Annotated in this window: 18 protein-coding genes and 1 tRNA gene; 5 read left to right on the top strand and 14 right to left on the bottom strand. The window is 72.9% G+C overall.

What is annotated here, in order from left to right:
* Positions 1 to 215: 215 nt before the first annotated feature.
* Together OHA86_RS22490 and OHA86_RS22485 are read right to left on the bottom strand one after the other, a co-directional pair.
* On the bottom strand, positions 216 to 884 hold the full coding sequence (locus tag OHA86_RS22490) for an HAD family hydrolase (protein ID WP_329177944.1): 669 nt from the start codon (positions 882 to 884) through the stop codon (positions 216 to 218).
* Positions 885 to 971: 87 nt separating this feature from the next.
* The gene (locus tag OHA86_RS22485) at positions 972 to 2,459 is read right to left on the bottom strand and encodes an MFS transporter (RefSeq protein ID WP_329177943.1); all 1,488 of its coding nucleotides are present in this window, start codon (positions 2,457 to 2,459) and stop codon (positions 972 to 974) included.
* A gap of 89 nt (positions 2,460 to 2,548) precedes the next feature.
* On the opposite strand from OHA86_RS22485, the gene OHA86_RS22480 reads away from it, so the two are divergent.
* Positions 2,549 to 3,310 (top strand): DeoR/GlpR family DNA-binding transcription regulator, encoded by a 762-nt coding sequence (locus tag OHA86_RS22480; protein WP_329177941.1) that lies wholly within the window; start codon positions 2,549 to 2,551, stop codon positions 3,308 to 3,310.
* A gap of 120 nt (positions 3,311 to 3,430) precedes the next feature.
* Here the strand turns inward: OHA86_RS22480 and OHA86_RS22475 are convergent, their stop codons facing one another.
* Together OHA86_RS22475 and OHA86_RS22470 are read right to left on the bottom strand one after the other, a co-directional pair.
* Positions 3,431 to 4,654, bottom strand: a complete 1,224-nt coding sequence (locus OHA86_RS22475) for an MFS transporter (RefSeq protein WP_329177939.1) — start codon at positions 4,652 to 4,654, stop codon at positions 3,431 to 3,433.
* Between the two features lie 397 nt (positions 4,655 to 5,051).
* On the bottom strand, positions 5,052 to 5,840 hold the full coding sequence (locus OHA86_RS22470) for an AfsR/SARP family transcriptional regulator (protein WP_329177937.1): 789 nt from the start codon (positions 5,838 to 5,840) through the stop codon (positions 5,052 to 5,054).
* A 263-nt stretch (positions 5,841 to 6,103) separates the two neighbouring features.
* Between OHA86_RS22470 and OHA86_RS22465 the strand changes: the two genes are divergently transcribed.
* Complete coding sequence (locus tag OHA86_RS22465) at positions 6,104 to 6,571, top strand: hypothetical protein (protein ID WP_329177936.1); 468 nt, start codon at positions 6,104 to 6,106, stop codon at positions 6,569 to 6,571.
* Positions 6,572 to 7,246: 675 nt separating this feature from the next.
* On the opposite strand, the gene OHA86_RS22460 is transcribed toward OHA86_RS22465, so the two are convergent.
* From OHA86_RS22460 to OHA86_RS22420, 9 genes are all read right to left on the bottom strand, one after another.
* Entirely contained in the window at positions 7,247 to 7,552 is a 306-nt protein-coding gene (locus tag OHA86_RS22460) for a MazG nucleotide pyrophosphohydrolase domain-containing protein (protein WP_329177934.1), read from the bottom strand.
* Between the two features lie 176 nt (positions 7,553 to 7,728).
* Positions 7,729 to 8,055: an IS3 family transposase gene (locus OHA86_RS22455; RefSeq protein WP_329177932.1), complete on the bottom strand. Its 327-nt coding sequence runs from the start codon at positions 8,053 to 8,055 to the stop codon at positions 7,729 to 7,731.
* Between the two features lie 187 nt (positions 8,056 to 8,242).
* On the bottom strand, positions 8,243 to 10,312 hold the full coding sequence (locus tag OHA86_RS22450; protein ID WP_329177931.1) for a hypothetical protein: 2,070 nt from the start codon (positions 10,310 to 10,312) through the stop codon (positions 8,243 to 8,245).
* A gap of 229 nt (positions 10,313 to 10,541) precedes the next feature.
* Complete coding sequence (locus OHA86_RS22445) at positions 10,542 to 10,898, bottom strand: hypothetical protein (RefSeq protein ID WP_329177929.1); 357 nt, start codon at positions 10,896 to 10,898, stop codon at positions 10,542 to 10,544.
* A 419-nt stretch (positions 10,899 to 11,317) separates the two neighbouring features.
* Positions 11,318 to 11,394: transfer RNA gene (locus OHA86_RS22440), tRNA-Thr, on the bottom strand.
* A 102-nt stretch (positions 11,395 to 11,496) separates the two neighbouring features.
* A complete protein-coding gene (locus tag OHA86_RS22435) occupies positions 11,497 to 13,137 on the bottom strand; it encodes an alpha/beta hydrolase (RefSeq protein WP_329177928.1) in 1,641 nt (546 codons plus the stop codon).
* Between the two features lie 76 nt (positions 13,138 to 13,213).
* Positions 13,214 to 14,308 carry a hypothetical protein gene (locus tag OHA86_RS22430; RefSeq protein ID WP_329177926.1) on the bottom strand — a complete coding sequence of 365 codons (1,095 nt, stop codon included), beginning with the start codon at positions 14,306 to 14,308 and terminating at the stop codon, positions 13,214 to 13,216.
* Positions 14,309 to 14,701: 393 nt separating this feature from the next.
* A complete protein-coding gene (locus tag OHA86_RS22425) occupies positions 14,702 to 15,895 on the bottom strand; it encodes a DNA polymerase III subunit delta' (protein WP_329177924.1) in 1,194 nt (397 codons plus the stop codon).
* Complete coding sequence (locus OHA86_RS22420) at positions 15,892 to 17,367, bottom strand: aminotransferase-like domain-containing protein (RefSeq protein WP_329177923.1); 1,476 nt, start codon at positions 17,365 to 17,367, stop codon at positions 15,892 to 15,894. The genes OHA86_RS22425 and OHA86_RS22420 overlap by 4 nt, the downstream gene beginning before the upstream one ends.
* On the opposite strand from OHA86_RS22420, the gene OHA86_RS22415 reads away from it, so the two are divergent.
* A complete protein-coding gene (locus OHA86_RS22415) occupies positions 17,366 to 18,262 on the top strand; it encodes a DMT family transporter (RefSeq protein WP_329177921.1) in 897 nt (298 codons plus the stop codon). The genes OHA86_RS22420 and OHA86_RS22415 overlap by 2 nt on opposite strands.
* 216 nt (positions 18,263 to 18,478) lie before the next feature.
* Here the strand turns inward: OHA86_RS22415 and OHA86_RS22410 are convergent, their stop codons facing one another.
* Entirely contained in the window at positions 18,479 to 20,779 is a 2,301-nt protein-coding gene (locus tag OHA86_RS22410; RefSeq protein ID WP_329177919.1) for an asparagine synthase, read from the bottom strand.
* A gap of 1,114 nt (positions 20,780 to 21,893) precedes the next feature.
* Between OHA86_RS22410 and OHA86_RS22405 the strand changes: the two genes are divergently transcribed.
* Both OHA86_RS22405 and lhgO read left to right on the top strand, forming a co-directional pair.
* Complete coding sequence (locus OHA86_RS22405; protein WP_329177917.1) at positions 21,894 to 23,309, top strand: MFS transporter; 1,416 nt, start codon at positions 21,894 to 21,896, stop codon at positions 23,307 to 23,309.
* A gap of 160 nt (positions 23,310 to 23,469) precedes the next feature.
* Positions 23,470 to 24,702 (top strand): L-2-hydroxyglutarate oxidase, encoded by a 1,233-nt coding sequence (gene lhgO, locus OHA86_RS22400; protein ID WP_329177916.1) that lies wholly within the window; start codon positions 23,470 to 23,472, stop codon positions 24,700 to 24,702.
* The last annotated feature ends 41 nt before the right edge of the window (positions 24,703 to 24,743 follow it).

Here is a 24,743-nt window from a genome sequence, read left to right as displayed (position 1 = left end):
CGGGGCGCATTTTTCTTATACTCACCGAACATTCACTCGACCTCCTTGAGTCTGGCTGAAATCAACCGGTTAATATATGGCCGAAACTGACCGATGAACGGTGAAACCCGCTGGCTGGTTCTTGGTGCGTCAGCGGCTTGAACGACGCACCGGGATACGCATTCCCCCGTACATCGATTGTCAATTTCTGACAAAAAGCCGCTACTCGGACATGGTTACGGCAAGGTGCTCCCCTTGTGCACGCCGCGCGTCGGAGAGGATGACGTCGTGCCGGCCGGTAGCCAGAGGTTGACGATTTCGACCAGGTCGGCAAGACCGGTGAAGACATGTCCGGTCATACCGATGGCCTGTGCCGCGCGCACGTTCTCCTCGCGGTCGTCGACGAAGAGGAAGTCCGCGGGTGTGGCGTGCATGGCGGTGACGCAGTGGTGGAAGGCGGCCGGTTCCGGCTTGGCGACGTCGATCCTCCCGGAGAAGGCGACGTGGTCGAGGTGGTGCAGCCACGGCTGGGCGGCGCCGAAGGCGTCGGCGTGATCCGCGGGAATGTTGGAGAGCACGGCGACCTGGGCGCGGCTGCGCAGGGACCGCGCGTAGGCGACCATGCGGTCGTCGACGCGTGACCAGCTGTCGATGTCGGCGAGCCGCAGCTGCTCGATCGTGCCGGTGCCGGCGGGGCGTGACAGTCGCCGGAGCACCGCTGTCCAATATTGCGGTGCGGACTGCCGTGCGGCGTCGTAGGGCGGGCGCAGGGTCCAGTAGGCCTCGGTGAAGGCGTCTTCGGGCGCGTCGCAGCGCTCGGCCATCTCCGCCAGGGCGCCCGGTCGCTGGTGCAGGGCGATGACTCCGAAGAGGTCGAACAGGACGATCCGCCGGCCGGTCGGCATGGGGATTCCTTTCCGTGGTGGTGACGGACGTGCCGCGAGGGGATCGCCTTGGGTACGGGCGGGCCGCTCGGGGCGCCTCACATCCGGTCAGGGGCGCTGCACCATGTCGATCTCGGGCTCGGGCCTGGGCTCGCGCCCGGTTCCTGAGCGCAGGATCCCGGCGGTCGCGGCGGCGATCACCAGGAGCAGCGCCGGGAAGAGAAAGGTGTGGTTGAGCGCCATGAGGCGGGTCATCCAGCCGATCACCGCCGGACCGGCGAGCATCCCGAGGTAGCCGAGCCCGGCGACCCGGGAGACGTTGGTGCCCGCGGCGGCGGGGTCGGCGTGCCCGGCGGCGCTGAACAGCTGGGGGACGCAGCCGGACAGGCCGAGCCCGAACAGCGCCCAACCCGCCAGGGCCGGCCAGATCCACGGCGAGAGGGCCACGACGGTGATCCCGACGGCGCCCGAGGCGGCACCGTAGCGAAGGACGGCCGCCGATCCGAACCGCCGGGAGACGCGGTCGGCGAGCAGCCGGCCGATGGTCATCGTCACCGCGAAGGTGCCGTAGGCGAAGGCGGCGGTGCTCGCGGACGCCCCGAGCACGGTCTTCAGCTCCAGGGTGCTCCAGTCGTTGGCGATTCCCTCGCACAGCATGCACATGAGGGCCAGAGCGGCGAGGATCCAGATGCGAGCGGGAGGGGTGCGCGGCTGCACGCCGTGGTCCGCCGGGAGTTGCCCGGTGGCGGGGGTCTCGGACGCGGCGGTGCTCAGCGTCGTCGGGGAGGTCGAGGTGATCGGCGCCGGTTCGGTCGGGGAGGTCGGCGCGGTCGGCGCTGTCGGCGCGGTCGGCGTCGGCGCGGTCGGCGCTGTCGGTGCGGTCGGCGCGGTCGGCGCGGTCGGCGCGGTCGGCGCGGTCGGCGCGGTCGGCGCGGTCGGCGCGGTCGGCGCGGTCGGCGCGGTCGGCGCGGTCGGCGCGGTCGGCGCGGTCGGCGCGGTCGGCGCGGTCGGCGCGGTCGGCGCTGTCGGTGCGGTCGGCGCTGTCGCCAGCAGGGCGCGGGACGACAGCAGGGCGATCACGACGCCCACGGCTCCGGCGGTGCCCAGCGTCGTGGCGGGACTCACGCCGGCGCTCGTGGCCTTCGCTCCGATGAGCGCCGCGATGACCCCGCCGACCGAGAACGTAGCGTGGAAGGCCGACATGACGGGCCGGTCGTAGGCCTTCTCCACGTGCACCGCGTGGGTGTTCATGCTCACGTCGAGGCAGCCGTTGCCGAAGCCGAAGACGAGCAGCGCGCCTGCCAGCGCCCAGGGATCGCGGGCGAGGCCGGGCAGTACGAGGGCCGCACCGCACAGCACCCCGGCGGCGGGGACCACGACGCGCGTGCCGATGCGGTCGGCCAGCCGGCCCGCGACCTGCATGCCGGCGAAGGCGCCGAGGCCCAGCAGCACCAGCAGGCTTCCCAGCGTCGCGTCGCTGATTCCCGCGCGGTACTCGATGGCGGGGATCTGCACCACCCACATGCCGATCAGGGTGCCGTTGAGGACGAAGTAGACGAAGGTCGCCACGCGAGCGGCGCGGAGTGCACGGTTCATGCGAACCACCATAACGAACAGCTCGAATGTTTGAAAGACGCGGATTCGCACGGTTTGAATGTTCATTCCGGGTGGTGTTCAATCGCGGTATGAGCAACGCAGACCGGCACCGGCTGATCGCCCAGGCCGTCAAGGAGTCGGGCAGTGCCACGGTCCCGGAACTCGCCGAGCTGACCGGCGCCTCGGAGATGACCATCCGGCGCGACCTGGACACGCTGGCCGCGCAGGGCGCCCTCGAACGCGTCCGCGGCGGAGCGCGCACCCTGCTGCTCAGAGGCGAGGAACCGCCCTTCGCGCTGCGCACCCACGAGGCGGCCGACGAGAAGCGCCGGATCGCGTCCGAGGTGGCCCGGCTCATCGCCGACGGCGAGACCGTCCTGCTCGACAGCGGCACCACCTGCCTGGAGGTGGCCCGGCTGCTGCGCGGCCGGCACCTCACCGTGATGCCCCTGTCGCTACAGGCCATCCACGTACTCGGCGACGCTCCCGGGACGACCACGCTGATGGTGCCGGGCGGTCGGCCCCGCGCCGCCGAGGGCGCCCTGACCGGCCCCCTCACGCTCGCCTCCCTGGCGGCGCTGCGCTTCGACACCGCGATCGTCGGCTGCTGCGGGCTGAGCGCGGCCGAGGGCCTGACCGCGTACGACCTCGACGACGCGGCGGTGAAGAAGGCGGTCATCGCCTCCTCGCGCCGCATCATCGCCGTCGCCGACGGCAGCAAGCTCGGCCGCACCGCCCACGCCTACGTCGGCCCCGCCTCGCTCGTGCACACCCTCGTCACGGACACCACGGCGCCGGCCGACGAAGTAGCGGCGCTCGAAGGGCTCGGCACGGTCGTCACAACCGCCTGACAGCGGCTGGCGCGTACAGCCGGTGACCGCACAGAGCCCCGGCGGTGAACGTGCGGCGGCGTCCACCCGCGCCGACGGCGACCGTACGGCGTACCGACGGCGAGCCCGCGGCGTGCGGCGTCAGCCCACCGCGTGCCGGGAGCGGCTCATGACGGCGAGGCCGGCGGTCGCCACCAGGCCGTACAGGGCCGGCGCGAGGAACACGTGCGGGAGTCCCAGCAGGCCCACACCGAGGCTGCCGGTCAGCCCGCCCAGGGCGCTGGCGATCGCGGTCGAGCTCATGAAGACGGCCGAGGCGGTCGCGACGGCCGCGGGCAGGAGGCGCTGGGCGACGATGATGCCCAGGCCGGCGAACACCCCCCACACCCCGCCCATCAGGATCTGCCCGGCGAACATGCCCGCCGCGCTGCCGGTCAGCGCGAAGCACAGGTTCGCGCCGACGCCGAACGCGGCGCCGAGGACCATCAGGCGCATCATCCCGGTCCTGCGCGCGACGACCACCGCGACCGGCATCAGGACCAGCTCGATCAGGGGCTGGATGCCGATGACGGCGCCGCTGACCGCCGTCGGCAGATGCAGGTCGTCGTGCATGTAGATCGTCAGGTAGCCGTACTTGATCGGCTCTCCCGCGTAGACGAACACGTACAGAGCGGTGAAGGCGAGCAGGGGCAGCATGCCCCGCACCCCCACGCGCTGGCTGGTGACCGCCTGCGCTACGGGCGGGGCCGAGCGGGCGCGCGCGAAGCCCATCGGGACGATCTGCGCCAGGGTGCACACCCCGGTGGCCACGAGCATCGCGCGCGGTCCGGCGGCGGTGGCCAGCAGCGAGCCCGCCACCGGGCCCACCATCCACCCGGCGGTCATCGCCATGCGCACGACCGAGACGACCCCGTCGCCGACCGGGCTGGCAGTGGCCCGCAGGTCGTCGTGGACCGCGGCGAACAGCTGCGACCCGGCGCCGCCGGCGAAGGCCAGCACCACGGCGCTGATCACGAACGGCATCCACGCCCGGTCCGCCAGCGCCATGGCGCACCAGCCGAGGAACCCGGCCGCCGCGCACAGCCGGAACAGCCCGAGCCGCCTGCCGGTACGGTCCGAACGGGCGCCGATGAGGTAACCGGCGACCGGGGCGGTGACGCTCGTGAGGTAGTACAGCCCGGCTGTGGTCAGCGAGACGTGCAGGTCGTCGACCAGGAACAGGGTGATCTGCGGGGCGGCGGCCGAGGCCCCGAGCCCGGACAGGAACAGCGCGACGGTCGCGCCGCGGTAGAGCGGCGAGTCCCACACCGCGCGCGTCGCGGAAGGGGCGGGTGCGACGTCGGCCGCGGCGAGTACAGGTGACAAGGCGGGTCCCCCGGGATCAGGCGCAACGGATCACACACGGTAACCTCGCACAGAAAGAACATCAATGGTGTTTGTGAAGTTGTCTTTGGATCAGTATTGATGTTCAGTTCAGGCCTGGCCCTGCGGGGCGGAACCGGCTGCCGCCGCCGAAGAGCGTGCGCGCGTACGGACCGGCGACGCGTCCCGCTCCAACGGCCACCCGGCGGAACCCCGCCGTCGGAGCTCTCCGGGCAGCGGGGGTCCAGAACGTCGCCGCCGGCCGACGCCGCAACGCCCGCGACCCCCGCTGCCCGCTCTCCTCAGCCTCGCGCGACCACCGACGGGCGGCACCCGACCATGCCGAAACCCCGTCCCCGCGGGTGCGGTTGACCAGGTCTTGGAGCTCGGTCGGGAGGTGTCACGGCTCGTGCAGCGGGGTGGTGCGTCCGCGGCGATCCGGCCGGATGTCGTGGTGCAGCAGAGCCCGGTGCAGGGCGCGCAGTTCGGGCCCGGGTTCGGTGCCGAGGCCGTCGACCAGCCGCCGCCGGACGGCGGAGTAGCGGTCCAGGGCCTCCGCGCCACGCCCCGTCGTGGAAAGGGCCCGCATGAGCAGCATTTCGAGCGGCTCGACCAGCGGGTACTCGGTGACGAGGTCGGCCAGGGCCGTGACCACCTCGGTGGGGTGGCCGAAGTGGAGTTTGAGCTGCGCCCACTGCACGACCGCGTCCAGCCGCCGGCGGTCGAGGCTGTCGCGGACCTGCGCCGCCCACGCGCCGGGCAGGCCGGCCAGGGGTGTCCCCCGCCACATCCCCAGGGCCTCGGTGAGGGCGGCGGCCCGGGCCACCTCGTCCTGCCGCCGGCCGCCGAGGTCGACCAGGCGCCGGAACCGGTGCAGGTCCACGAGTTCGGGGTCGAGGCCGAGTACGTAGCCGGCGTGCCGTCGTTCGAGCGGCACCACCTCTCCCCCGTCGGGGTCGGCGGCCTGCCGGAGGAGGCGGCGGATGCGGCTCAGGTAGGAGTACAGCACTGCGCGGGGGTCGCTGGGCGGTGCGTCGTCCCAGATCCGGGCGACCAGGGTCGGGATCGCGACGGGCTTTCGCGCGTCGACGACGAGCGCGGCCAGGACCGCCTGTTGGCGCGGTGTGCCCAAATCGAGCAGACGGCCCGCGGACCACACCTCGATTTCGCCCAGTAATCGGAATTCCACGTTTTCTCCTGGAGTGATTCGACCGGTCGCGGAAGCGCGCAGCTTCCCCATGCTGGCTGCTCCGCAAGGTCGCCACAAGGTTGGTGCAAGGAAGCGATGTCATGGTGGAGTCCGCATTCCGCCGAGCGGTCCGACGGGAAAAGGGCACGAGGGGGAAGCGGCGCGCGTTCATGCCCGCGGGTACGGCGGGCGGGGGCGCCGATCGGGGTCGGCGGGAGGCGCCGACCGGCATGCACGACATCGAGATTCTCCGGAGGTCCTTCATGGCATCACCACTCGATCGCCGAGGTCTGCTGCGCGGCAGTCTGTTCTCCGCGGGGGTGGCGGCTCCGCTGATGCTGTTCGGCGGCGTGGGCGCGGCGCAGGCATCGCCGCAGGCAGGCGACGTGTCGGACGCGGACATCACGTCCGCCCGCAACGGCGGTCCGGCCGCCGGAGCCGCCAGAGCCGGGGTGGTCACCCCGCACGCCACGCAGACCGGCGTGCAGTTCACCGGGACGCTCTCGGCGCTGACGAGCGGCCGGTGGTTCACCTTCAACTGGCCCGCCAGTTGGCACGTCATCTGGTATGCCGTGTCGACGACCCCGTCCCCCGGGGTGATCCAGGTCGATTCGAGCTGGGCGGTCGAGCGCTCGTCGGTCGACTACATCACCTACTGGATCACCATCAGGAACCTGAGCAACGCCGCGATCAACGTCGAGGGCCGGTTCTCGATTCTCAACCAGGGCTGATCCGCGTCGGATGATCCGCTTCCGGAAAGGTGTTCCGGGGCAGGGTTGCACGGTTTTTCCGGCGGTTTCTATGCCCGTTCTTTATCTTTCGGCCTCGAATGGTGTCTCAAACTGAGTCACCCCCCGGGGAATCCGACGGCCGCGGGCGCGGCCTTCGTCTGATGGCGTGCTCCGACCACGGCGCACGTGATCACGGCGAAGGCCGTGCGGATGAGCCCGCCGGCGGATGCTGTCCGAAAGGAAGCGCCCGCAGTAGCCCCTCTCCGGACCGTTGTCTCCGGGTCCGGTGGCGGGAGGACCTGCGGGAGCGAGTGGCTGGCCCGGTGTCTCACGGAACCCGCCACCGTCCCGTGGAAGAGCACCGAGCACCCGTGCGCGCCGAGCGGCCCGAAGGCGCCCTCGAACGCCATGCCGCCGACCCGACCCGCCACGCGACCGGCCCGGCGCCCCGGCCGCACCCCAGAACCACGCCACGGGCAGCACTCAGCGACGCCATCAGCCGGCAGATCACCACCTCCACCCCGGCCGCCCACGTCGAACTCGCCCCCGCAGGTCAGCCGAAGCCCTCGCGCGGACCGGGGGCTAGATGCTGCGTCGTCCGCTCACGCAAGGCTCACGCAGACACCGCTACCGGGCAGCGGAAGCAGACGGCTCCAGGACTCCGGTGCGGGCGGGCTAGCCTTCGCTGATCCTGATCGGCACTCCATGCTCGTTGCGTTCGTAGACGCGGCGGGAGTTCTTGTCAATCTTGTGGGCCACCTCGTCGCCGAGGTCGATGCCGTTCATCTCGGCCAGGGCCACCAGGTAGAGGAAGACGTCGGCCAGCTCCTCGCCGAAGTCGGGGAGGCCCTTGCGCCAGGCGGTGAAGGCTTCGCCGATCTCGGCGGTGAGGAGGCCGAACTCCATCGGCACGTCGGTGGTGTTGAAGCCCTTGGCGGTCTTGTTCTCCCAGGCGAGCTTCTGGGCGGACCGGATGTCCATGGCTCCTCCGACGAGTGGGGCAGCAGGTCGGTCGCAGCCTAGCGAGGTGAAGAACGCTTCAGAGGAGAGGGTCTGACAAGTTCACTCTGCAGCGGGGATGTCCAGCAAGCTGGTGTCGATCGTCAGCACAGGTGCGTAGTCCGCCAGGGTGTCGGACACGCGCCGGTACGCCGTGATCAGAGCCGCGACGTCATCCAGGCTGATGGCCTCGCCGTCGCCTTGGCCACGGTCGGGTCCGCGATCGTGGTGCGGTGCCTGCGCCGCAGTCGCACGCCTTCCAGGCCGATGCTTCGCACCACGCGCGCGAGGCGCTTGTGGTCGACCAGCTCGCCTGTCTCGCGGAGTTCGGCGGTGATCCGCACGACGCCGTAGGTGCCGTCCGACTCGCGGTGCACGGCCCGTATCCGGGCGGCAAGGTGGGCATCGGCTGTCTGGCGGGCGGCCCGGTCCGCAGCCGTCGGCGCCAGTAGTAGAAGCGGGAGCGGGCGCCCAGGACGGTGCACAGCCGCTTCACGCCGTAGCGGCGCTGGTGGTCGGCGACGAACTGGAAGCGGTTCATCAGCACGTCTCCTCGGCGAAATACTTCGCTGCCTTCCGCAGGATCTGGCGCTCTTCCTCCAGCTCGCGGACCTTGCGGATAGTTCTTCATGACCACGAGATGAAGGCTAGACGCCGATGCCGGCCGCCGAGTTACCCCTCGGACCTCGTAGAACTGGCCAAACGCTCCCGCAACCAGTCATGGCGAAACTGGTAGGCCGGTCCCGCCGCTCGCAGGAGGTTGTGGCGCCGGGCGTCCTCAAGAAAGGACATCAGCCGCACCGGGGTGCCCTCCCTCATAGAAAGCTGGAGGGCGGAGAGGACAGCGACCACACCCAGATTGCCGAACGGGCCGGTGTAAAGGCAGGCCCATAGCCCACATGTGGCACCGACCAGGACGCCGTCCACGAAGCCGTACTCGTAGGCTACGAATGAGCCGCTGAACAGCGCGACTGCGACTCCCGTCAGGAGGCCGAGGACCAACCTCAGCCCGATGTGGTGCAGCCACACGTCCCGGGGGCTGACCGCCCGGGTTTCCGCCACGGGGCGCTGGCTGAGCTTGTTCCTGAGTTCGTTGTTCTGGTGCCCTGATCCGTAGCCGAGGTAGGTCCCGACCACCAGTTCGTAGCCGCGGCTGCTCACGATCGTCGCGCCGTATCCGAGCGGAAGCGTGGAGAGGCAGGCGAACCATGCAGGCATCGGGTCATGCCCCGGCAGCTGGAAGACGAGCCAGCCCGCGGTTGCCGAGAAGAGCCAGGTGAAGGTGCCCAGGGCAATGGCGCCGGGCGGGAAGATGTCGCGCCACCCGGCGCTGGGGAGCGACTGCTGGTCGTTGATCTCGACATGGCGTTTAACGGCAAGCAATCCCCCAAGAAGTGCGCAGAAGCCCGCAGCCGGACAAGCCCACACCGGTCCGGACGTCCGCCACAGCGCGAAGAGGACAGCCACCCCGTACAACAGACCGGTGGTCGCTCCCACCAGAATCGTCCTGGGACGGCGGTCCGTCCAGGACGGTATGTGCCACCAGCGCAGCTCTCGGCCGTCTTGCGCCTGGGTGACCTGCGTGGCGAGGTAGCGCAGAGTCCGTTCGGCGGTCTCGGGGGAATAACGCGGGCGCGGACGTCTCGGTCTGGGGGTGTAAGCGGCCGTGACCAACTGGTCCAGGAGGTGGTCTTGCAGGGATCGGGTGCTGGGGAAGCGAGCTGTGTCCAGCAGCTCGTCTACGGGCCGTCCGTTGCTGTCGGCATAGATGTCGCGGAGCAGACCGATGGCCAGCGGACTGGTTAACGCCTCGGCCATCGCGCTGCCGGGTTCGTCGAGGAGTCTGCGATTGAGCTCTTGCCAGCCGGACGGAGCCGGGTCCGGCAGGGGATTCATGAGATAGGCGCTGGCATCCTGCGCGCGCACCGGCTGGATCTCCAGCGCTGCCGCTCCGCTCAGCCGTTGCCTCCTGCTGGCGAGAGCCCTGGCCCGGGAGATAACCACAACTCGGAAGCTCGCCTCCGCCAGCGCGCTCAGCATGCCGGCACGCGGCTTCGCTGCGACCTCGTCGATCCCGTCCAGGAACAGCGCGATCCGCCCGTCCGCCAGCAGTTCCCTCGCCCGGGATGCGCCTCCTCTCCTCCGGAACAAGGTGTACTCACGGGAAAGCCGGCCTGCGGCCCAATCGGTCGCACTCTCCTTAGCGGGGTCCCAGCCGAATGGCGTGAGCATAACCGGTACAGGAATACGGGCCCTTGAGTCCGGCGCCGCCTCCGCACGGTACCTGAGCGCCTCCCGGAGTAGCAGCACCCCAGCGGACGTCTTGCCCACCGCCGGCTCACCCACCAGCAGCAGACGGCCCGAGGCCAGCCCGCCGTACACCGCGTGCAATTCGGGCAGAAAGCCGCCCCGGCGCAGAACATCCCGGGTGACCGCGGCCAACCCGGGCAGCGGGGCGAAACGGGCGCGGCCCTCCTCGGCAATCGCCCCGTCGATCCGGCCTGCCACTCGGCGCCCGGTCACCTGCCATCGCACCGGAAGGGGCGCAGGCTCCAACAGCCGCCGCAGCCCGGCCTCCTTCTCCCACTCACTGCGCACGGCCTTGGCCAGCGCATCGGCCGCAACATCCAGCGGGGGGCGCGGGGCAGCGGCCTGTTGCACCAGGGTGAACTTGCGGATCATCAGATATCCGGTGTTGGCCAGGCCGCCGTTGTCGGCGGTGGCGCTCCCGGTACGGCTCACATGTACCGGGCCAGCGGGCCCTGGGTCAGGTCCGGTGCAGCCGGATACCGCAACGGTGCCATCGCGGACGGTGGCACCACCTCTTTCCGTGGCGGCTACCTTCGCCCCCTGCGGTGCGTCTGCGGCCTCGGCTCCGGCGTCAGGGTCACCGCCTGGGTCGGGGCGGCGACCGGGCCATCTCACCATCGAACAGAACCTCTTCCGCGTGCAGCGGCTGTCCCGAACCCGGTCATTCGAAGTCGATACCTGTACTCGCGCTGCTGCCGGGGCCGTCCGAGGTGGCGTCGCCGGTCCGCTCCACCCGAACGGACACGTTCCCGACTTGCTGCCGGCGTCGCACGCCGGTTGATGCCCGGCCTCCACCGGCCGCCCTGGCCCTCCCTGTATCGGCCACCACTAACCCCGGTTGCGGGTTGTCCGCAGACAGCATCAATGCCCAAACCAGGGCAGCAATACCGGTGGCACCCTGGACCGACGCGCCAACCAACTGCCCGGTATCCGGATTGCCCAGCAGCCAGCAGAACGGCGTCGATGCCGTCAGTACGACGGCGACCGCAATGACCGTGATCTTCCTGCTTCTCGACATATCGACTCGCCTCCCCTGGCAGCCAACGAGCGACTGCCCCCGGCAGGATCGGATGAACTTTGCTGGTACGCGAGAGGACCCTTCTGCGCCGACACCGGGTCCCACCACACGTCTCTGAACCGGCTGTTTTGCGCTACGCACGCCCTCGCCCGAACCCGAGCATCTGCCTCGCGCGCTTCCAACTCTTCCAGCAGCGAGCCGATCGGCTGGCCCTCCACCACCACGATAGAGACGAGCAGCCCCGAACACAGCCCCGATCAGGATTCTCCCGGCTCAGTCCTTCCCTCCGGAGGAACCTGCACACCCCGTGCGTTCCCCTCGCGCTCCCCTTGACCACTGCGAGCGTCACCCGGCCGAAACGGCGGACCGACCAGGTGCGGGAAAACCCCAGGTCACGGGCTATGTGACCTGGGGTTTTGTGGAGCCGCCTTCGGGATTCGAACCCGAGACCTACGCATTACGAGTGCGTTGCTCTGGCCAACTGAGCTAAGGCGGCGTGCTGCGCGCTCGGGGCCAAGAGTGGCAGGCGCAGCGGCGCCAAGTCTACAGGGTTGCGGGGGGTGGTCCTGACCGGGTGGGGATCTTGGAAGGGTGCAGGTCAGGTGCACTTCTTGTGGGGCGGGGGGACGGTGCCGGCCAGGAGGTACGCGTTGACGGCGGTGTCGATGCAGGTGGAGCCGCGGGCGTACGCGGTGTGGCCGTCGCCGTCGTAGGTGAGGAGGTGGCCGGAGGAGAGCTGGGCGGCCAGAGACTCGGCCCAGGCGTAGGGGGTGGCCGGGTCGCGGATGGTGCCGACGACCAGGATCGGGGCGGCGCCCTTGGCCTGGATGCGTTCGGGGTGGCCGGTGGCGTGGAGCGGCCAGTAGCCGCAGATCAGCGAGGACCAGGCCAGCGTGGTGCCGAAGTGCGGGGAGGCGGCGCGGAAGGCGGGGAGGGCCTTGGTGACGTCGGCCGGGGAGCGGAAGGCCGGGGGCAGGTCGAGACAGTTCACGGCGGCGTTGGCGTACATCAGATTGCTGTACTTACCGGCGTCGTCGCGCTCGTAGTAGCTGTCGGAGAGCTTCAGGAGCGGGCCGCCGTCGCCCTTGTTGGCGCTGATCAGGGCGCCGCGCAGGGCGGGCCACGCTTCCTGGTCGTACATCGCGGCGATCACGCCGGTCGTGCCGAGGGCCTCGGTGAGGGGGCGCTTCGTGCCGGTGGGGAGCGGATGCTTGTCGAGGCTCGCGAAGAGGGCGTCGAGGCGGGTGCCCGCGTTGGCGGCGGAGGTGCGGCCGAGCGGGCAGTCGGCGCGTTTGACGCAGTCGCGGGCGAAGGCGCCGAAGGCGATCTCGAAGCCGCCCGCCTGGGCGCGGCTGCTTTCGAGCGCGCTCACGGAGGGGTCCATGGCGCCGTCGAGCACCAGCCGGCCGACCCGCTGCGGGAACAGACCTGCGTAGGTGGCGCCGAGGAAGGTGCCGTAGGACTTCCCGACGTAGTTGAGTTTCGCGTCGCCGAGCAGCTGGCGCAGGACGTCCATGTCGCGGGCGGAGTCGATCGTGGAGACATGGCCGATGAGGGCGGCGGACATCTTCTTGCAGCCGGCGGCGAAGGTGCGGTCGGCGCCGGCGACCTTGTCGGCCTCCGCGGTGTCGTCGGGGGTGGTGTCGACGGCCGTGTACGCGTCCATCTGCTTGTCGCTGAGGCACTCGACGGGCTCGCTGCGGGCGACGCCGCGCGGGTCGACGGCGGCCATGTCGTAGCGGGACGTGACGGCGGACGGATAGCCGGTGGCCGCGTACTGGAGGTAGTCGATCGCGGAGCCGCCGGGGCCGCCCGGGTTGACCAGCAGGGAGCCGAGGCGTTTGCCGGGACCTGCCGCCTTCGTACGGGCGACGGCGAGCTTGAGGTCGTCGGCGGCCACGGGGCGGGCGTAGTCGAGCGGGACCTTCATCGTGGCGCACTCGAATTCCGGGACGCCGCAGGAGTGCCAGGACAGCTTCTGCTTGTAGTACGAGGCCAGGTCGGCGGGAGTACGGGCCGGGAGCGGGCTGAGCGTGGCCGTGGTGGCGGGCTTCGCGCCGGGGGACGCCGTGTCGGACGGGGCCGGCGCCGCAGTCGCGGCCCCGGCGGGCGGCGCGGGAGTCGATACGGAGGCCGTGGCCTGGTGGCCGCCGCCCGAGCAGGCGGAAAGCAGCAGCCCGGTCACCGCGATCACGGTGGCCGGGAAGCGGAGCAGGCGCGTGGGGTGCGTCGGATGCATCGGCGGCTCAGGTCCTCCCGTCGGATGAATGCGAGCGTAGCTGGCGGTACGCGGGGACAGCGGGGATTGGTGTCCCCTAATGAGTGATTACGAGCTTTGAGTCGTTTTGCGTGATTGCGACGCAGTGTGGTGTGGGTAGGCAGTTCGTGAGGACGCGGTGGGGGGTTCCGACGGCGGGAGAGACGGGGGGCGCGGGGGATGCGGGAGATACCGGGGCCGGGGCCGGCGGCAGGACGGTGACCTTGGCGGGGCTGGCGAGTTTCTCCGTCAGATAGCCCGCGACCAGGGCGAAGAGTTGGCGGTGTGCGGCGATGCCGTCGATGACGCGCACCTCGTCGCGGCGCGGGTGCAGGGCGGCGCGCAGCCGCAGGGCGGCGGTGTGCGCGGCGGTCTCACCGGTGGCGGTGGCGAGCAGCAAGGAGGGGTGCGGCGGTGGAGCGGGGGCAAGGTGTGGATACAGACCGGAGATCCCGGCGGCGGCGGCGTAACGGCCTGTGGTGGCGAGTGCTTCGCGCACGGCGCAAGGGGCGGCGGCGCCGACCCCGATGACGCCGGTGGTGGCGCGGGCGGCCAGCACGCGGTAGTGCCGCGTGACCTCGGCGACGGCGGCGGAGTCGTGGGCGCAGTCGACGGGCAGCACGAGGACGAAGGGGTCGGCGAGCCGGCGGTGCAGGGCGAGGGCGAACCCGGCGTAGAGGTCCGCGTCCGCGGCGGCGGGCAGGTGGGCGAGGACGACGGGGAAGCCGACGTGGGCCGCCTGCGGTGAGCCGTAACGCGGCGGGAGCCACACCAGGGTGCCGTCCCGCAACTGGTCGAGGGTGCCGCCTGAGGGGTGCCCGAGGGTACGCACCTCGGGCGGCAGCGGGGCCGGTTCCGGCGTACGGGCCGGCTGCGACGGTACGACGACGGGCGCGCGTGCGGCTGCGGGCGCTGCTGCCGCTGTGCCGGCCGGCGCCTGCCCACCTCCGAGCAACGGTACGGACAGCGCCGCGGCCAGCAGCGCCGCGGCCCCGGCGGCCCCCGCCCGCACGGCCGTGCCGGTACGGTCCTCGGGCAGCTCGTACGCCCGCCCGGCCCGCTCGGCCCACCAGTGCCGCAGTGCCCGATGCCCGAGCAGTACGGCCGCGGCACCGGCCAGCACGATCAGTACGGTCCACACGACGTCAGCCACGGCAACCCTTCGGGACGGCTGCGGCCCCGCGGGGACACGGCAAGCGGGCAGGACCACTGCCAGCACCTTGCAACGGCGACCGCCCCAGCCCCGGCTGCCGTTACGGTCACCGCCCCGCGATCACCCGAACGCCACGTTGCCACTGCCGTGGGGGCTGCGGTTCGGTCGACCAGTGGGGAGGTCCACCCGCCGGCCGACCCGGCTCCCGGGCGAGAGCTGGGCCGGGGCGAGCGTCCGCCGGCGCGGGTCCCGGGCCAGCCGGCCCGGGCGGTCGGCGTCAGCCGGGCCGGGAGGCCGGCTCCAGCCAGGCCGGAAGGCCCAGCCTCACCCCGCCCGCAGAGCAAAGCTCAGCCGGCCCGCAGGGAAAAGCTCACCCCGCCCGCTGCCCCAGCCTCACCCCGCACGCAAGGCGAGCGTCATGGCCTCGACGGCCAGGAGAGGGGCGACGTTGCGGTCGAGGGCGTCGCGGCAGGCGAGCACCGCCTCGATGCGGCGCAGGCTGTGCTCGGGGCGGGAGGCGGCGGCGATCTTCCGGATACCGTCACCGACCTCGGTATTGGCGATGCGCTCGCCCGTACCGAACTGGACGGTGAGCACATCGCGGTAGAAGGAGGCGAGGTCGGTGAGGGCCAGGTCGAGGGAGTCGCGCTGGGTACGGGTCGAGCGGCGCTTCTGGCGGTCGGCGAGATCCTTCATCACGCCCGCCGTGCCCCGCGGCATCCGGCTGCCCGCGCCCGCCGCCGCGCCGAGAGCGGCCCGCATCTCCTCGGTCTCCTTCGCGTCCACCCCTTCGGCGACGGCCTTGGCGTCCTCGGACGCGGCGTCGACGAGTTCCTGCGCCGCACGCAGGCACCCGCCGATGTCGGCGACCCGCAGCGGCACCCGCAGCACCGTGGCCCGGCGCTCCCGCGCCGACTCGTCGGTGGCCAGCCGCCGCGCCCGGTCGATATGGCCCTGGGTGGCCCGCGCCACCTCCGCCGCGAGGCGCGGCTCGATGCCGTCCCGCCGGGTCAGCACGTCCGCGACGGCCTCCACGGACGGTGTACGCAGGCTGAGCAGCCGGCAGCGCGACCGGATGGTGGGCAGGGCGTCCTCCACCGAGGGGGCGCACAGCAGCCACACCGTACGCGGCGCCGGTTCCTCGACCCCCTTGAGCAGGACGTTGGCCGCGCCCTCGGTCAGCCGGTCGGCGTCCTCCAGCACGATCACCTGCCAGCGGCCGCCCGCCGGGGACAGCGTCGCGCGCCGCACCAGGTCGCGGGTGTCCTTGACGCCGATGGACAGAAGGTCGGTGCGGACGAACTCGACGTCGGCGTGCGTACCGACCATCGTCGTGTGGCAGCCGTCGCAGAAGCCGCACCCGGGGGCGGCGCCCAGCGCGCGGTCCGGGCTCACGCACTGGAGCGCGGCGGCGAAGGCGCGGGCGGCGGTCGCGCGGCCCGAGCCGGGGGGGCCGGTGAAGAGCCAGGCGTGGGTCATACGCGCCCCGGCGGCGCCCGACGTCACGAGCGCGTCGGCGTCCGCCGCGGCAGCGGACAGCTCGGCCACCACATGTGGCTGGCCGACCACGTCGTCCCATACGGTCACCGCGTACTCCCTTCGCCTCCGGCGTCCATTCTGCGGCATGCCGGCGCGGCCCGATCGTATGCCTGCCGCAGCCGGTGGACGCCCTCCCGCAGCTGCTCGGCGCTCACCGCGCTGATGTAGCTGAGCCGCAGATGCGGGGCGGAGGGCTCGGCGGGGAAGTACGGGCGGCCGGGGGTGACGGCGACCCCGGCGTGCAGGGCGGCGGCGGCGAGCGCGGCCTCGTCGGTGCCGTCCGGCAGGCGCACCCACAGGTGGTAGCCGCCGTGCGGGACCCGTACCGGGAGTGCGGGCAGTTCCCGGTGCAGGGCCTCGGCCATGGCGGCGCGACGGTCGCGCAGGGCGCCGGCCAGGGCGCGGAGGTGACGGTTCCAGGCAGGCGAGCCGACGAGTTCGAGGGCGGTCTCCTGCAGCGGGCGGGGGACGAAGAAGCTGTCCACCACCTGGCCGGCCCGCAGCCGGTCCATGGCCGGGCCGCGGGCGGTGAGCGCGCCGACCCGCAGGCTGGGCGAGGTGGCCTTGGTCAGGGAGCGCACATGCACCACCACCCCGTCCGGGTCGTCGGCCGCGAGCGCCCGCGGCAGGGCGGGGGCGTCGGCGTGCGCGAGCCGGCGGGCGAAGTCGTCCTCCACGACGAAGGCTCCGGCCGCGCGGGCGATCCGCAGCACCTCGTGCCGCCGCTCGGCGGACAGGGAGACGCCGGTGGGGTTGTGGAAGAGCGGCTGGCACACGAACGCCCGGGCCCCGGTGACCCGGAAGGCGTCCGCCAGCAGATCGGTGCGCACCCCGTCCGCGTCGACCGGCACCGGCACCGGCCGCAGCCCCGCGGCCCGTGCGACGGCGAGCGTGCCAGGGTAGGTGGGCGACTCGACGAGTACGGGCGCGCCCGGTGCGACGAGCGACCGCAGCGCCGTGGTGAGCGCGCTCTGGCCGCCCGCGGTGATGAGGACGTCGGCGTCGCCCAGCGCGGAGTCCGGGCCGGCGATGTCCCGCGCGAACCAGGCCCGCAGCTCCGCGAGCCCCTCGGCGGGCGGCCGGTCCCAGGTGCCGGGCCGGCGCCCCGCCCTGGCCAGTGCCCCGGCGAGCGCCCGCTCGGGTTGCAGCGACGGATGCAAGTAGCCGCCGACCAGGTCAATCGAGCCGGCCGGCGGCACGGCGAGCGTGGCCAGTACGCCCGAGGCGTCCGCGGCACTGTGCGTGAACGGCCCCGCGCTGAGCGCGACCTCCTGCCAGGACACGTCCCCCTGCGCCCGCTGCCCGGCCCGCGCCCCGGCACGGAAGACGCCCGCCCCGGGACGCGAGACCACCAGGCCCTCGGCGACCAGCGCCGCGATCGCCCGCGACACGGTCACCGGACTCACCCGGTGCTCCTCCATCAGCGCCCGGCTGGACGGCAGCTTGCCGCCTTCCGGATAGCGCGCGAGCTCAGCCCGTAGAACACCCAGCAAATGAGTCACACTGCTACCCTCATTCATGACAGCACAGGATAGCGCTACTCCACGTCGCGGGATAGCAGCGAACCACGGAACCTCCCTCGCCGCCCTGGCGGTGCTCAGCTTCTCCTTCAGCTTCCCCGCCACGGCCTGGACTCTCGACGGCTTCGGCCCCTGGACGTCCACCGGCCTGCGCGGCGTCCTGGCCGCACTCCTGGCCGGCGGCTGCCTGGCCGCCAACCGCGTACCGGTCCCAAAACGCCGCCACTGGCCAGGGCTCCTCACCGTCGCCGGCGGATGCGTCATCGGCTTCCCGCTGCTCACCACCCTCGCCCTGCGCACCTCCTCGACCGCGCACTCCGCCGTGGTGATCGGCGTCCTGCCCCTGGCCACGGCCACGGTCTCGGTCGCCCTCACCGGCACCCGCCCCTCCCGGCTCTTCTGGTACGGAGCGGTGGCCGGCGCCGCCGCCGTCATCGGCTTCACCCTCCAGCAGAGCCACGGCAGGCCGACCCTGGCAGACGCCTACCTCTTCGGCGCGCTCCTCGTCTGCGCCGCCGGGTACGCCGAGGGCGGCCGGCTCGCCCGCCACCTGCCGGGGTGGCAGGTCATCGCCTGGGCCGTCATCGCGGCCCTCCCGGTCACCGCGGTCACCACGCTGCTGGCCTGGCCCGTCGAGCCCACGCACATCACAGGCCGGGCGGTGGGCGGCCTGCTCTACATCGCCGCGGTCTCCCAACTCGGCGGCTTCGTCCTCTGGTACCGCGGCATGGCGGCGATCGGGGTCGCCCGGGCGAGCCAGCTTCAGCTGGCGCAGCCGCTTCTCACCGTGCTGTGGGCTGTGCTGTTCATGAGCGAGCACGTCTCGGTCGCCGCACCGGTCACCGCGGTGGTGGTGCTCCTCTGCATCGCAGCGACGCAGCGCGCCCGTGCGTGACGGCGTACCCCGGGGGTTGCCCACCCACGACAGGCAGCCGCGGGCCGACCGGGAGGGGACGGTCCGGGGGCCCGGCAGGACTGCGCACGACTCCCGCAGGAACGTTCGCACAGCGCCGAGGTGCGCAGTCCGAGCAGATACCCCCGGAGCGGCACCGACCCCACCCCACCCACGCCAAGCGCACCGAAAAGCGCACAGCCGGCCAGCCGCACCCCCTCACAGAGAGAGCCGCTGCACCCCGCCGGCAACCGCCCGCCGCCCAGGCGACTCCGTACCGGTCCAGCACGACCCCCGCCGCGCCAGCAACCGCCGCAGCCACAGCTCGACGGCCACCAGCTCCCCCAGCCCGTCCAGAGGCGACGTCGCACCCGCCTGCGCCGCCGCCCGCAACGCCCCCCGGACCACCCTCGCGTCCACCAGCCCCGCGTCCGCCAGCAGCGGCGCCTCGAACAGCTCGACCAGCGGGTCGATCGCGGCCCGCATCCCGGCCCTGGCGGCAGCCGCGGACGCCGAGGAGTGGGACGCGGCGCCCCACCCGGCGGGGAGTTCGCGCACACCGGCGCTGGCCAGCACGTCGCCCAGGATGTCGGCGCGGGCGCCGGGCCGTACCCGCAGGGCGCCGGGGAGGGCGCGGGCGGCGCGCACGACGGCGTTGTCGAGGTAGGGCGCGTGCAGCCGCTGGCTGGGGACGGCGGCGGCCTGCTCCAGGACGCGGAAGTCGGCGGCGTGCCGGGCGAGCGCGGCGCGGGCCCGCCGCTCGCCGGGCCGTTCGATCGGCCAGGGCCGCCTGGCCGCTTCCTGGAGCCGGACGGACACCTCCGCAAGCGCTTCCCCGGTGAGCCACCGGGCGGCCGGCCCCGGCCGCACCCAGGCCATCGCGGCGAGCGACGCCCCGATCGGGCCGTCCGAGCCGCCGAAACCGTCGAGGCCGCCGGAACGGCCGAAGGACGCGGCGCCGCCCGCGCCTGAGGCGTACCGCAGCAGCCGGGCGGCGGCGTCCTCCACACCCTGTTGATACGGGGTGCGGGCCAGCCGCCGCGCGGCCCGGTAGACGGTGATCGGCACCGTGAAGGGCACGAGGACCGCGGGCCCGGCCGCGGAAGAGCCGCCCGCACGGGCCAACGCGGCGACCGGCCGTACGAGATGGCGCCGGCGCCGGTCCATGAGCAGGTCGGCGAGCCGCGCGGGATGCGCGTCGAGCACCTGCCGGGCGCCGAAGCCGATGAGGTGGTCGGCGCCGCCCGCGGCGAGCCTGCGCCGGTGGCGTTCGGCAACGATCAGCGAGGGGCCGGGCTCGTCGGTGAGCGGTACGGGCGCGCCGCCGGTCAAGTCGGCGTAGGGCAGCGACTCTTCACCGCCGGGTACGACGACGTGCCGCAGCCGCGGGTCGGCGGCGAGTTCGCCGGCCCGGGCCAACTCGCCTTCCCGCAAAGGGAGTCCGCCCGCGGTGAGGTCGTTGAAGGTGACGGCGAGCAGGCGTTCGCCGGCCAGCGAGCCGGGCGCGCCCGGCAGTGTGCCGGGCATGCCGGGAAGCCCGGCGGCGAGCAGCGCCAGCGTGGCGGAGGCGCTGCCGCCGGAGAGGTCGGCGCCGATCCCGGGCGCGGGCGTCGGCCCGTCGCCCCACGCGTCCGCCCCTGCGCCCATGTCGGGCACGAACCGCGGCTGCGCGAGCCGCGACCGTACCGCCTCGACGAGCGCGTCCCGTATCGCGGCGATGGCGGCGTCCGCGTCGGCGGCGGTGGCCGGCTGGTGGCCGACGGCGAGTGAGGTGGTGGGTTCGTAGGAGGTGATCTCGGGGGCGCCCTCGCGCAGGGTCAGCGCGTGGCCCGGCGGGACGCGCCGCACGCCGAGATACGGCGTGCCGTCGCCGAGCGCTTCGGGCGCGTCGGGGCAGGCGAGCATCGCGGCGAGGTGGGTGACGTCGAGCCCGGCCTCGATGAGGTCGGCGAGCGGCAGCGCGGCGGTGGCGTAGGCCGTACCCCGCGAGAAGCGGGTGTGGAAGACCGGCCTGGCACCGGCGAGGTCGCCCAGCACCGTGATGCGGCGGCCGAGTTGCAGGACGGCGGTGTAACTGCCGGGCCAGGCCGTCACATGCCGCAGCGCACCGCCGCGGGCAGCGACGAGTCCCAGCCGCAATTCCGCGTCGCTGGCGCCGCACCGCCCGAGCACCGCGAGCCGCGCGACGCCTTGCGACCCGCCGCCCGTACCGCCGTTCCCGCGGGAGCCCGAACCGTAGCCGCCGCGTGTCCCTGAGCCGTAACCGCCGCCGTAAGCGCTCCCGTTCGCGCCCGAGCCGTACGATCCGCGGCCGGTGGCGCTCGAACTCCCGTACGCGGCGCCCGGGCCCGGGGGGTCCGCGTGCACGACCCTGACCTCGTCGGGGCGCCAGTCGCCCACCGCCCACAGCGGATCGGCGTCACCCCACAGGAACTGGGCGCCGACCGGCAGCAGCGTCTGGCCCCCGTTGCCGGCAACGGGACCCGCGGTGGCACTGCTCCACCCCACCAACCACCGCATCGTCGCCTCCACAGGCTGTGGACAGCCGATGCGCGGGCTCGGCCCACCGCTTGCTCGCGCGCGCCTCGCCCCGCCGTGCCACCACGTCTGACGTCCGAAAGACCATGCTGCCACGTGGACGCGCGCAAGGAGGCGCACGGGTGTTCCCGGGTGCGCCGGTTCGTGCGCCGGACAGCGGTCCCGCGTGACGCACGGGGCACAGATCAACAGCAGCGACAACCGTCATAGGTGCGCAATCGGGGCATTGCGGACAGCAACTTCACCCGGAAGAGGGCCCCCGGCCGAAACGTCGGGTTCGCGCCAAAGTTTTGGCGGGGCCGCGGCACATGCCGGAGGTGATATGCCGCGCGACAGGGCCCGCCGGCGACGATCGTTTTCCGCCGCGGATCTCCGTCCCGGACGATGCGGACCAGCCGCCGGGGGCGATCCGGACGGCGCGCGCAAGTCCCGCACGACCGGGGAAAAACACACTCTCCGTACCGTCAACCGACGCGCGTGGCGCCCGAATCGGCGCCACAGTGCCCCGGCGAGGCGGGCGGCCCGCGCACAACACACGGCCCGGGAAGCGATTCAACGCCCCCCGGGCCGGTCCGCCACCCGCGGGGATTGTGGCGGCGGAACTCGCTGGCCCGCCGCACCCCGCCATAGCCGCCTGGCGGAAGCGCGGGCCAACCCACGGCTCATATGCAACCGCCCGCAGCCGGTACGGCACAGAGCGCACAGGCGGGCGCACAGCCACATACACCGGGAGCACGCGCCAAGCGCCTCCGCAACCTCCCGCGGGCGACCGCGGGGCGATCACGGGAGGCGAGTCATCCGATCTTCACGGGATGGGCCGGCGGGGCACTTTCCCCGTAAGGAACACGTTCCGGTAAGGGGCTGGATTCGCGCCATCCGACACGAGACCCTTAACGGTCGGGAGGCGGCGAACTACGCTGGGTGCATCCGGTTCGCACCCGTACGTGTGGCTCGGATATCCGGCCCAGACACCGCGCTCGCCGCCAACAGGCGCCCGCGGTGGCTGAATCGGGCTCCAGGGAAGGGTGACCCCCGCACCCCGACGACAGACCAGGCCCGGCGGCCTGCCCCCAGCGGCATCACGAGGTGAACCGCAGTGAACAGAGAACACCGCGGGCCGAACGAGAAACTCGGCACCCTGCTCGGTCTGGCCGGCATCAGCAACGCCGGACTCGCCCGCCGGGTCAACGATCTGGGCGCGCAACGCGGTCTGACGCTGCGCTATGACAAGACATCGGTCGCCCGCTGGGTGGCCAAGGGCATGGTGCCGCAGGGCGCCGCACCCCATCTGATCGCCGCCGCGATCGCCAGCAAGCTCGGCCGCCCGGTGCCGCTGCACGAGATAGGTCTCGCCGACGCCGATCCGGCGCCCGAGGTCGGCCTCGCCTTCCCGCGCGACGTCGGCGAGGCGGTGAAATCGGCCACCGACCTGTGGCGGCTGGACCTCGTGGGGCGGCGCGGCCCCGGAGGTTCCGGAATCTGGCAGAGTTTGGCCGGATCTTTCGCAGTGAGCGCGTATGTGACGCCCGCGTCGCGCTGGCTGATCACTCCCGCGGACGCGACGGTCGCCCGGCACGCGCCCGCTCCGGGCATGGCACACGTCGGGCACACCGATGTCTCCAAGCTCCGCGAGGCCGCCGAGGACGCCCGCCGCTGGGACTCCAAGTACGGCGGCGGCGACTGGCGTTCCGGCATGGTGCCCGAGTGCCTGCGGGTCGAGGCGGCGCCGCTGCTGCTCGGCTCGTACAGCGACGACGTCGGCCGCGCGCTCTTCGGCGCCACCGCGGAACTGACCCGGCTGGCCGGCTGGATGGCCTTCGACACCGGCCAGCAGGAGGCCGCCCAGCGGTATTACATCCAGGCGCTGCGGCTGGCCCGCGCCGCCGCGGACGTCCCGCTCGGCGGGTACGTCCTCGCGTCGATGTCGCTGCAGGCCACGTACCGCAACTTCGCCGACGAGGGCGTCGACCTGGCGCAGGCCGCCCTGGAGCGCAACCGGGGCCTGGCGACCGCCCGCACCATGAGCTTCTTCCACCTGGTCGAGGCCCGCGCCCACGCCAAGGCCGGCGAGGCGGCGGCCTGCGGGGCCTCGCTCGCCGCCGCGGAGGCGCTGCTCGAACGGGCCAGGGAGGGCGACGCGGACCCGAGCTGGCTCGGCTTCTACTCCTACGACCGGCTCGCCGCCGACGCCGCCGAGTGCTACCGCGACCTGCGCATCCCGCGCCAGGTCCAGCGCTTCACCGAGCAGGCGCTGGCCAAGCCGACCGAGGAGTTCGTCCGCTCGCACGGGCTGCGGCTCGTCGTGTCGGCCGTCGCCGAACTGGAGTCCGGCAATCTGGACGCCGCGTGCGCCGCGGGTGTGAAGGCCGTCGAGGTCGCGGGCCGCATCTCCTCGGCCCGCACCACCGAGTACGTCCGCGACCTGCTGCACCGCCTGGAGCCGTACAACGACGAGCCGCGCGTCCTTGAGCTGCGCGAACGCGCCCGGCCACTGCTGGCGGCCCCGGCGTAGGACGTCCTGGCGCGGGTACGGGAACGCGTACGGCTCCCGGCGTACGGGGGCGCCGCCCGCAGCCGCGTACGGCCGCATGGCCCCGCGGACCTCCCGTACACCCCGCCGCGACCTGCCCGCCCGCGTAAGTTGATCACCAGCACCCGGGAGGAGGCCCGCCATGTCCGCGAGCGCCGCGACGCGCCCCGAGCCGTACGACGTCACCGTCATCGGCGCCGGCATCGTCGGCCTCTCCACCGCCTACGCCCTCACCCGGGCCGCGCCCGCGCTGCGGGTCGCGGTGGTCGAGAAGGAGGCGGGCCCCGGGCGGCACCAGACCGGGCGCAACAGCGGGGTCATCCACAGCGGCATCTACTACCGCCCCGGCTCGCTCAAGGCCCGCTACGCGCTGGCCGGTTGCGCCGAGACCCCGGCCTTCTGCGCCGAGCACGGCATCCCGTACGAGGTCACCGGCAAGCTCATCGTCGCCACCGAGCAGGCCGAACTCCCCCGGCTGCACGCGCTCGTTCAGCGCGGACGTGAACACGGCATCGCGGTGCGGGAGTTGGGACCCGTGCAGATCGCCGAGCACGAGCCGGAGGTCGCCGGGCTCGCGGCGATCCACGTCGGCTCCACCGGCATCTGCGACTTCCGCGCCGTCGCCGCGGCCCTGGCCGGCCTCGCGAAGGACGCGGGCTGCACGATCCGCTACGGGCTGCGGGTCGCCGCGATCGGCCGCGCCGCGGACGGCACGGTCACCCTCTCCGCGGGCACCGCCGGCCCGCCCGCCCTGCGCACCAAGGTGCTGGTCAACTGCGCGGGCCTGTACAGCGACCGCCTCGCGCGGCTCGCGGGCGACGACCCCGGGATGCGTATCGTGCCCTTCAGGGGCGAGTTCTACGAGCTGGCGCCCGCCCGCCGCGGGCTCGTCCGCGGCCTGGTCTACCCCGTCCCCGACCCCGACTTCCCCTTCCTCGGCGTGCACCTCACCCGCGACGTCCACGGCGGTGTCCACCTCGGCCCGAACGCGGTGCCCGCGCTGGCCAGGGAGGGGTACGGCCGGTGGACCGTACGCCCGCGCGACCTGGCCGGCACCGCCGCGTACCCCGGCGCCTGGCGGATCGCCCGCCGGCACTGGCGGCAGGAGGCCGGCGAGGTGCTGCGCTCGCTGTCGAAGCGGGCCTTCACCGCGAACGCCCGCCGTCTGCTCCCCGCGCTGCGGGCCGCCGACCTGCGCCCCGCCCCCGCGGGCGTACGCGCCCAGGCCGTGCTGCCCGACGGCACCCTCGTCGACGACTTCCGCTTCGGCGGCTCGCCCCCGTTCGTCCATGTGCTCAATGCCCCCTCCCCCGCCGCGACCGCCGCCCTGCCGATCGGCCGCGAGGTGGCCCGGCGGGCGCTGGCGGCCCTGTGACCTGCGCCGGGACCACCGGCGCCGTCCCGTAGAATCGGACC

The organism is Streptomyces sp. NBC_01477 (assembly GCF_036227245.1).
Lineage (GTDB): Bacteria > Actinomycetota > Actinomycetes > Streptomycetales > Streptomycetaceae > Actinacidiphila.
Note: the sequence above shows the minus strand (reverse complement) of the source record. Positions and strands in the feature narration are given on the sequence as shown.

Bases quoted from the DNA above. Each gene is read 5' to 3' on its own strand.
- OHA86_RS22445 (WP_329177929.1), bottom strand. From the start codon at position 10,898: ATGTCGAGAAGCAGGAAGATCACGGTCATTGCGGTCGCCGTCGTACTG.
- OHA86_RS22420 (WP_329177923.1), bottom strand. From the start codon at position 17,367: ATGAATGAGGGTAGCAGTGTGACTCATTTGCTGGGTGTTCTACGGGCT.
- OHA86_RS22490 (WP_329177944.1), bottom strand. From the start codon at position 884: ATGCCGACCGGCCGGCGGATCGTCCTGTTCGACCTCTTCGGAGTCATC.
- OHA86_RS22435 (WP_329177928.1), bottom strand. From the start codon at position 13,137: ATGCATCCGACGCACCCCACGCGCCTGCTCCGCTTCCCGGCCACCGTG.
- OHA86_RS22480 (WP_329177941.1), top strand. From the start codon at position 2,549: ATGAGCAACGCAGACCGGCACCGGCTGATCGCCCAGGCCGTCAAGGAG.
- OHA86_RS22485 (WP_329177943.1), bottom strand. From the start codon at position 2,459: ATGAACCGTGCACTCCGCGCCGCTCGCGTGGCGACCTTCGTCTACTTC.
- OHA86_RS22460 (WP_329177934.1), bottom strand. From the start codon at position 7,552: ATGGACATCCGGTCCGCCCAGAAGCTCGCCTGGGAGAACAAGACCGCC.
- lhgO (WP_329177916.1), top strand. From the start codon at position 23,470: ATGTCCGCGAGCGCCGCGACGCGCCCCGAGCCGTACGACGTCACCGTC.
- OHA86_RS22415 (WP_329177921.1), top strand. From the start codon at position 17,366: ATGACAGCACAGGATAGCGCTACTCCACGTCGCGGGATAGCAGCGAAC.
- OHA86_RS22465 (WP_329177936.1), top strand. From the start codon at position 6,104: ATGGCATCACCACTCGATCGCCGAGGTCTGCTGCGCGGCAGTCTGTTC.
- OHA86_RS22410 (WP_329177919.1), bottom strand. From the start codon at position 20,779: ATGCGGTGGTTGGTGGGGTGGAGCAGTGCCACCGCGGGTCCCGTTGCC.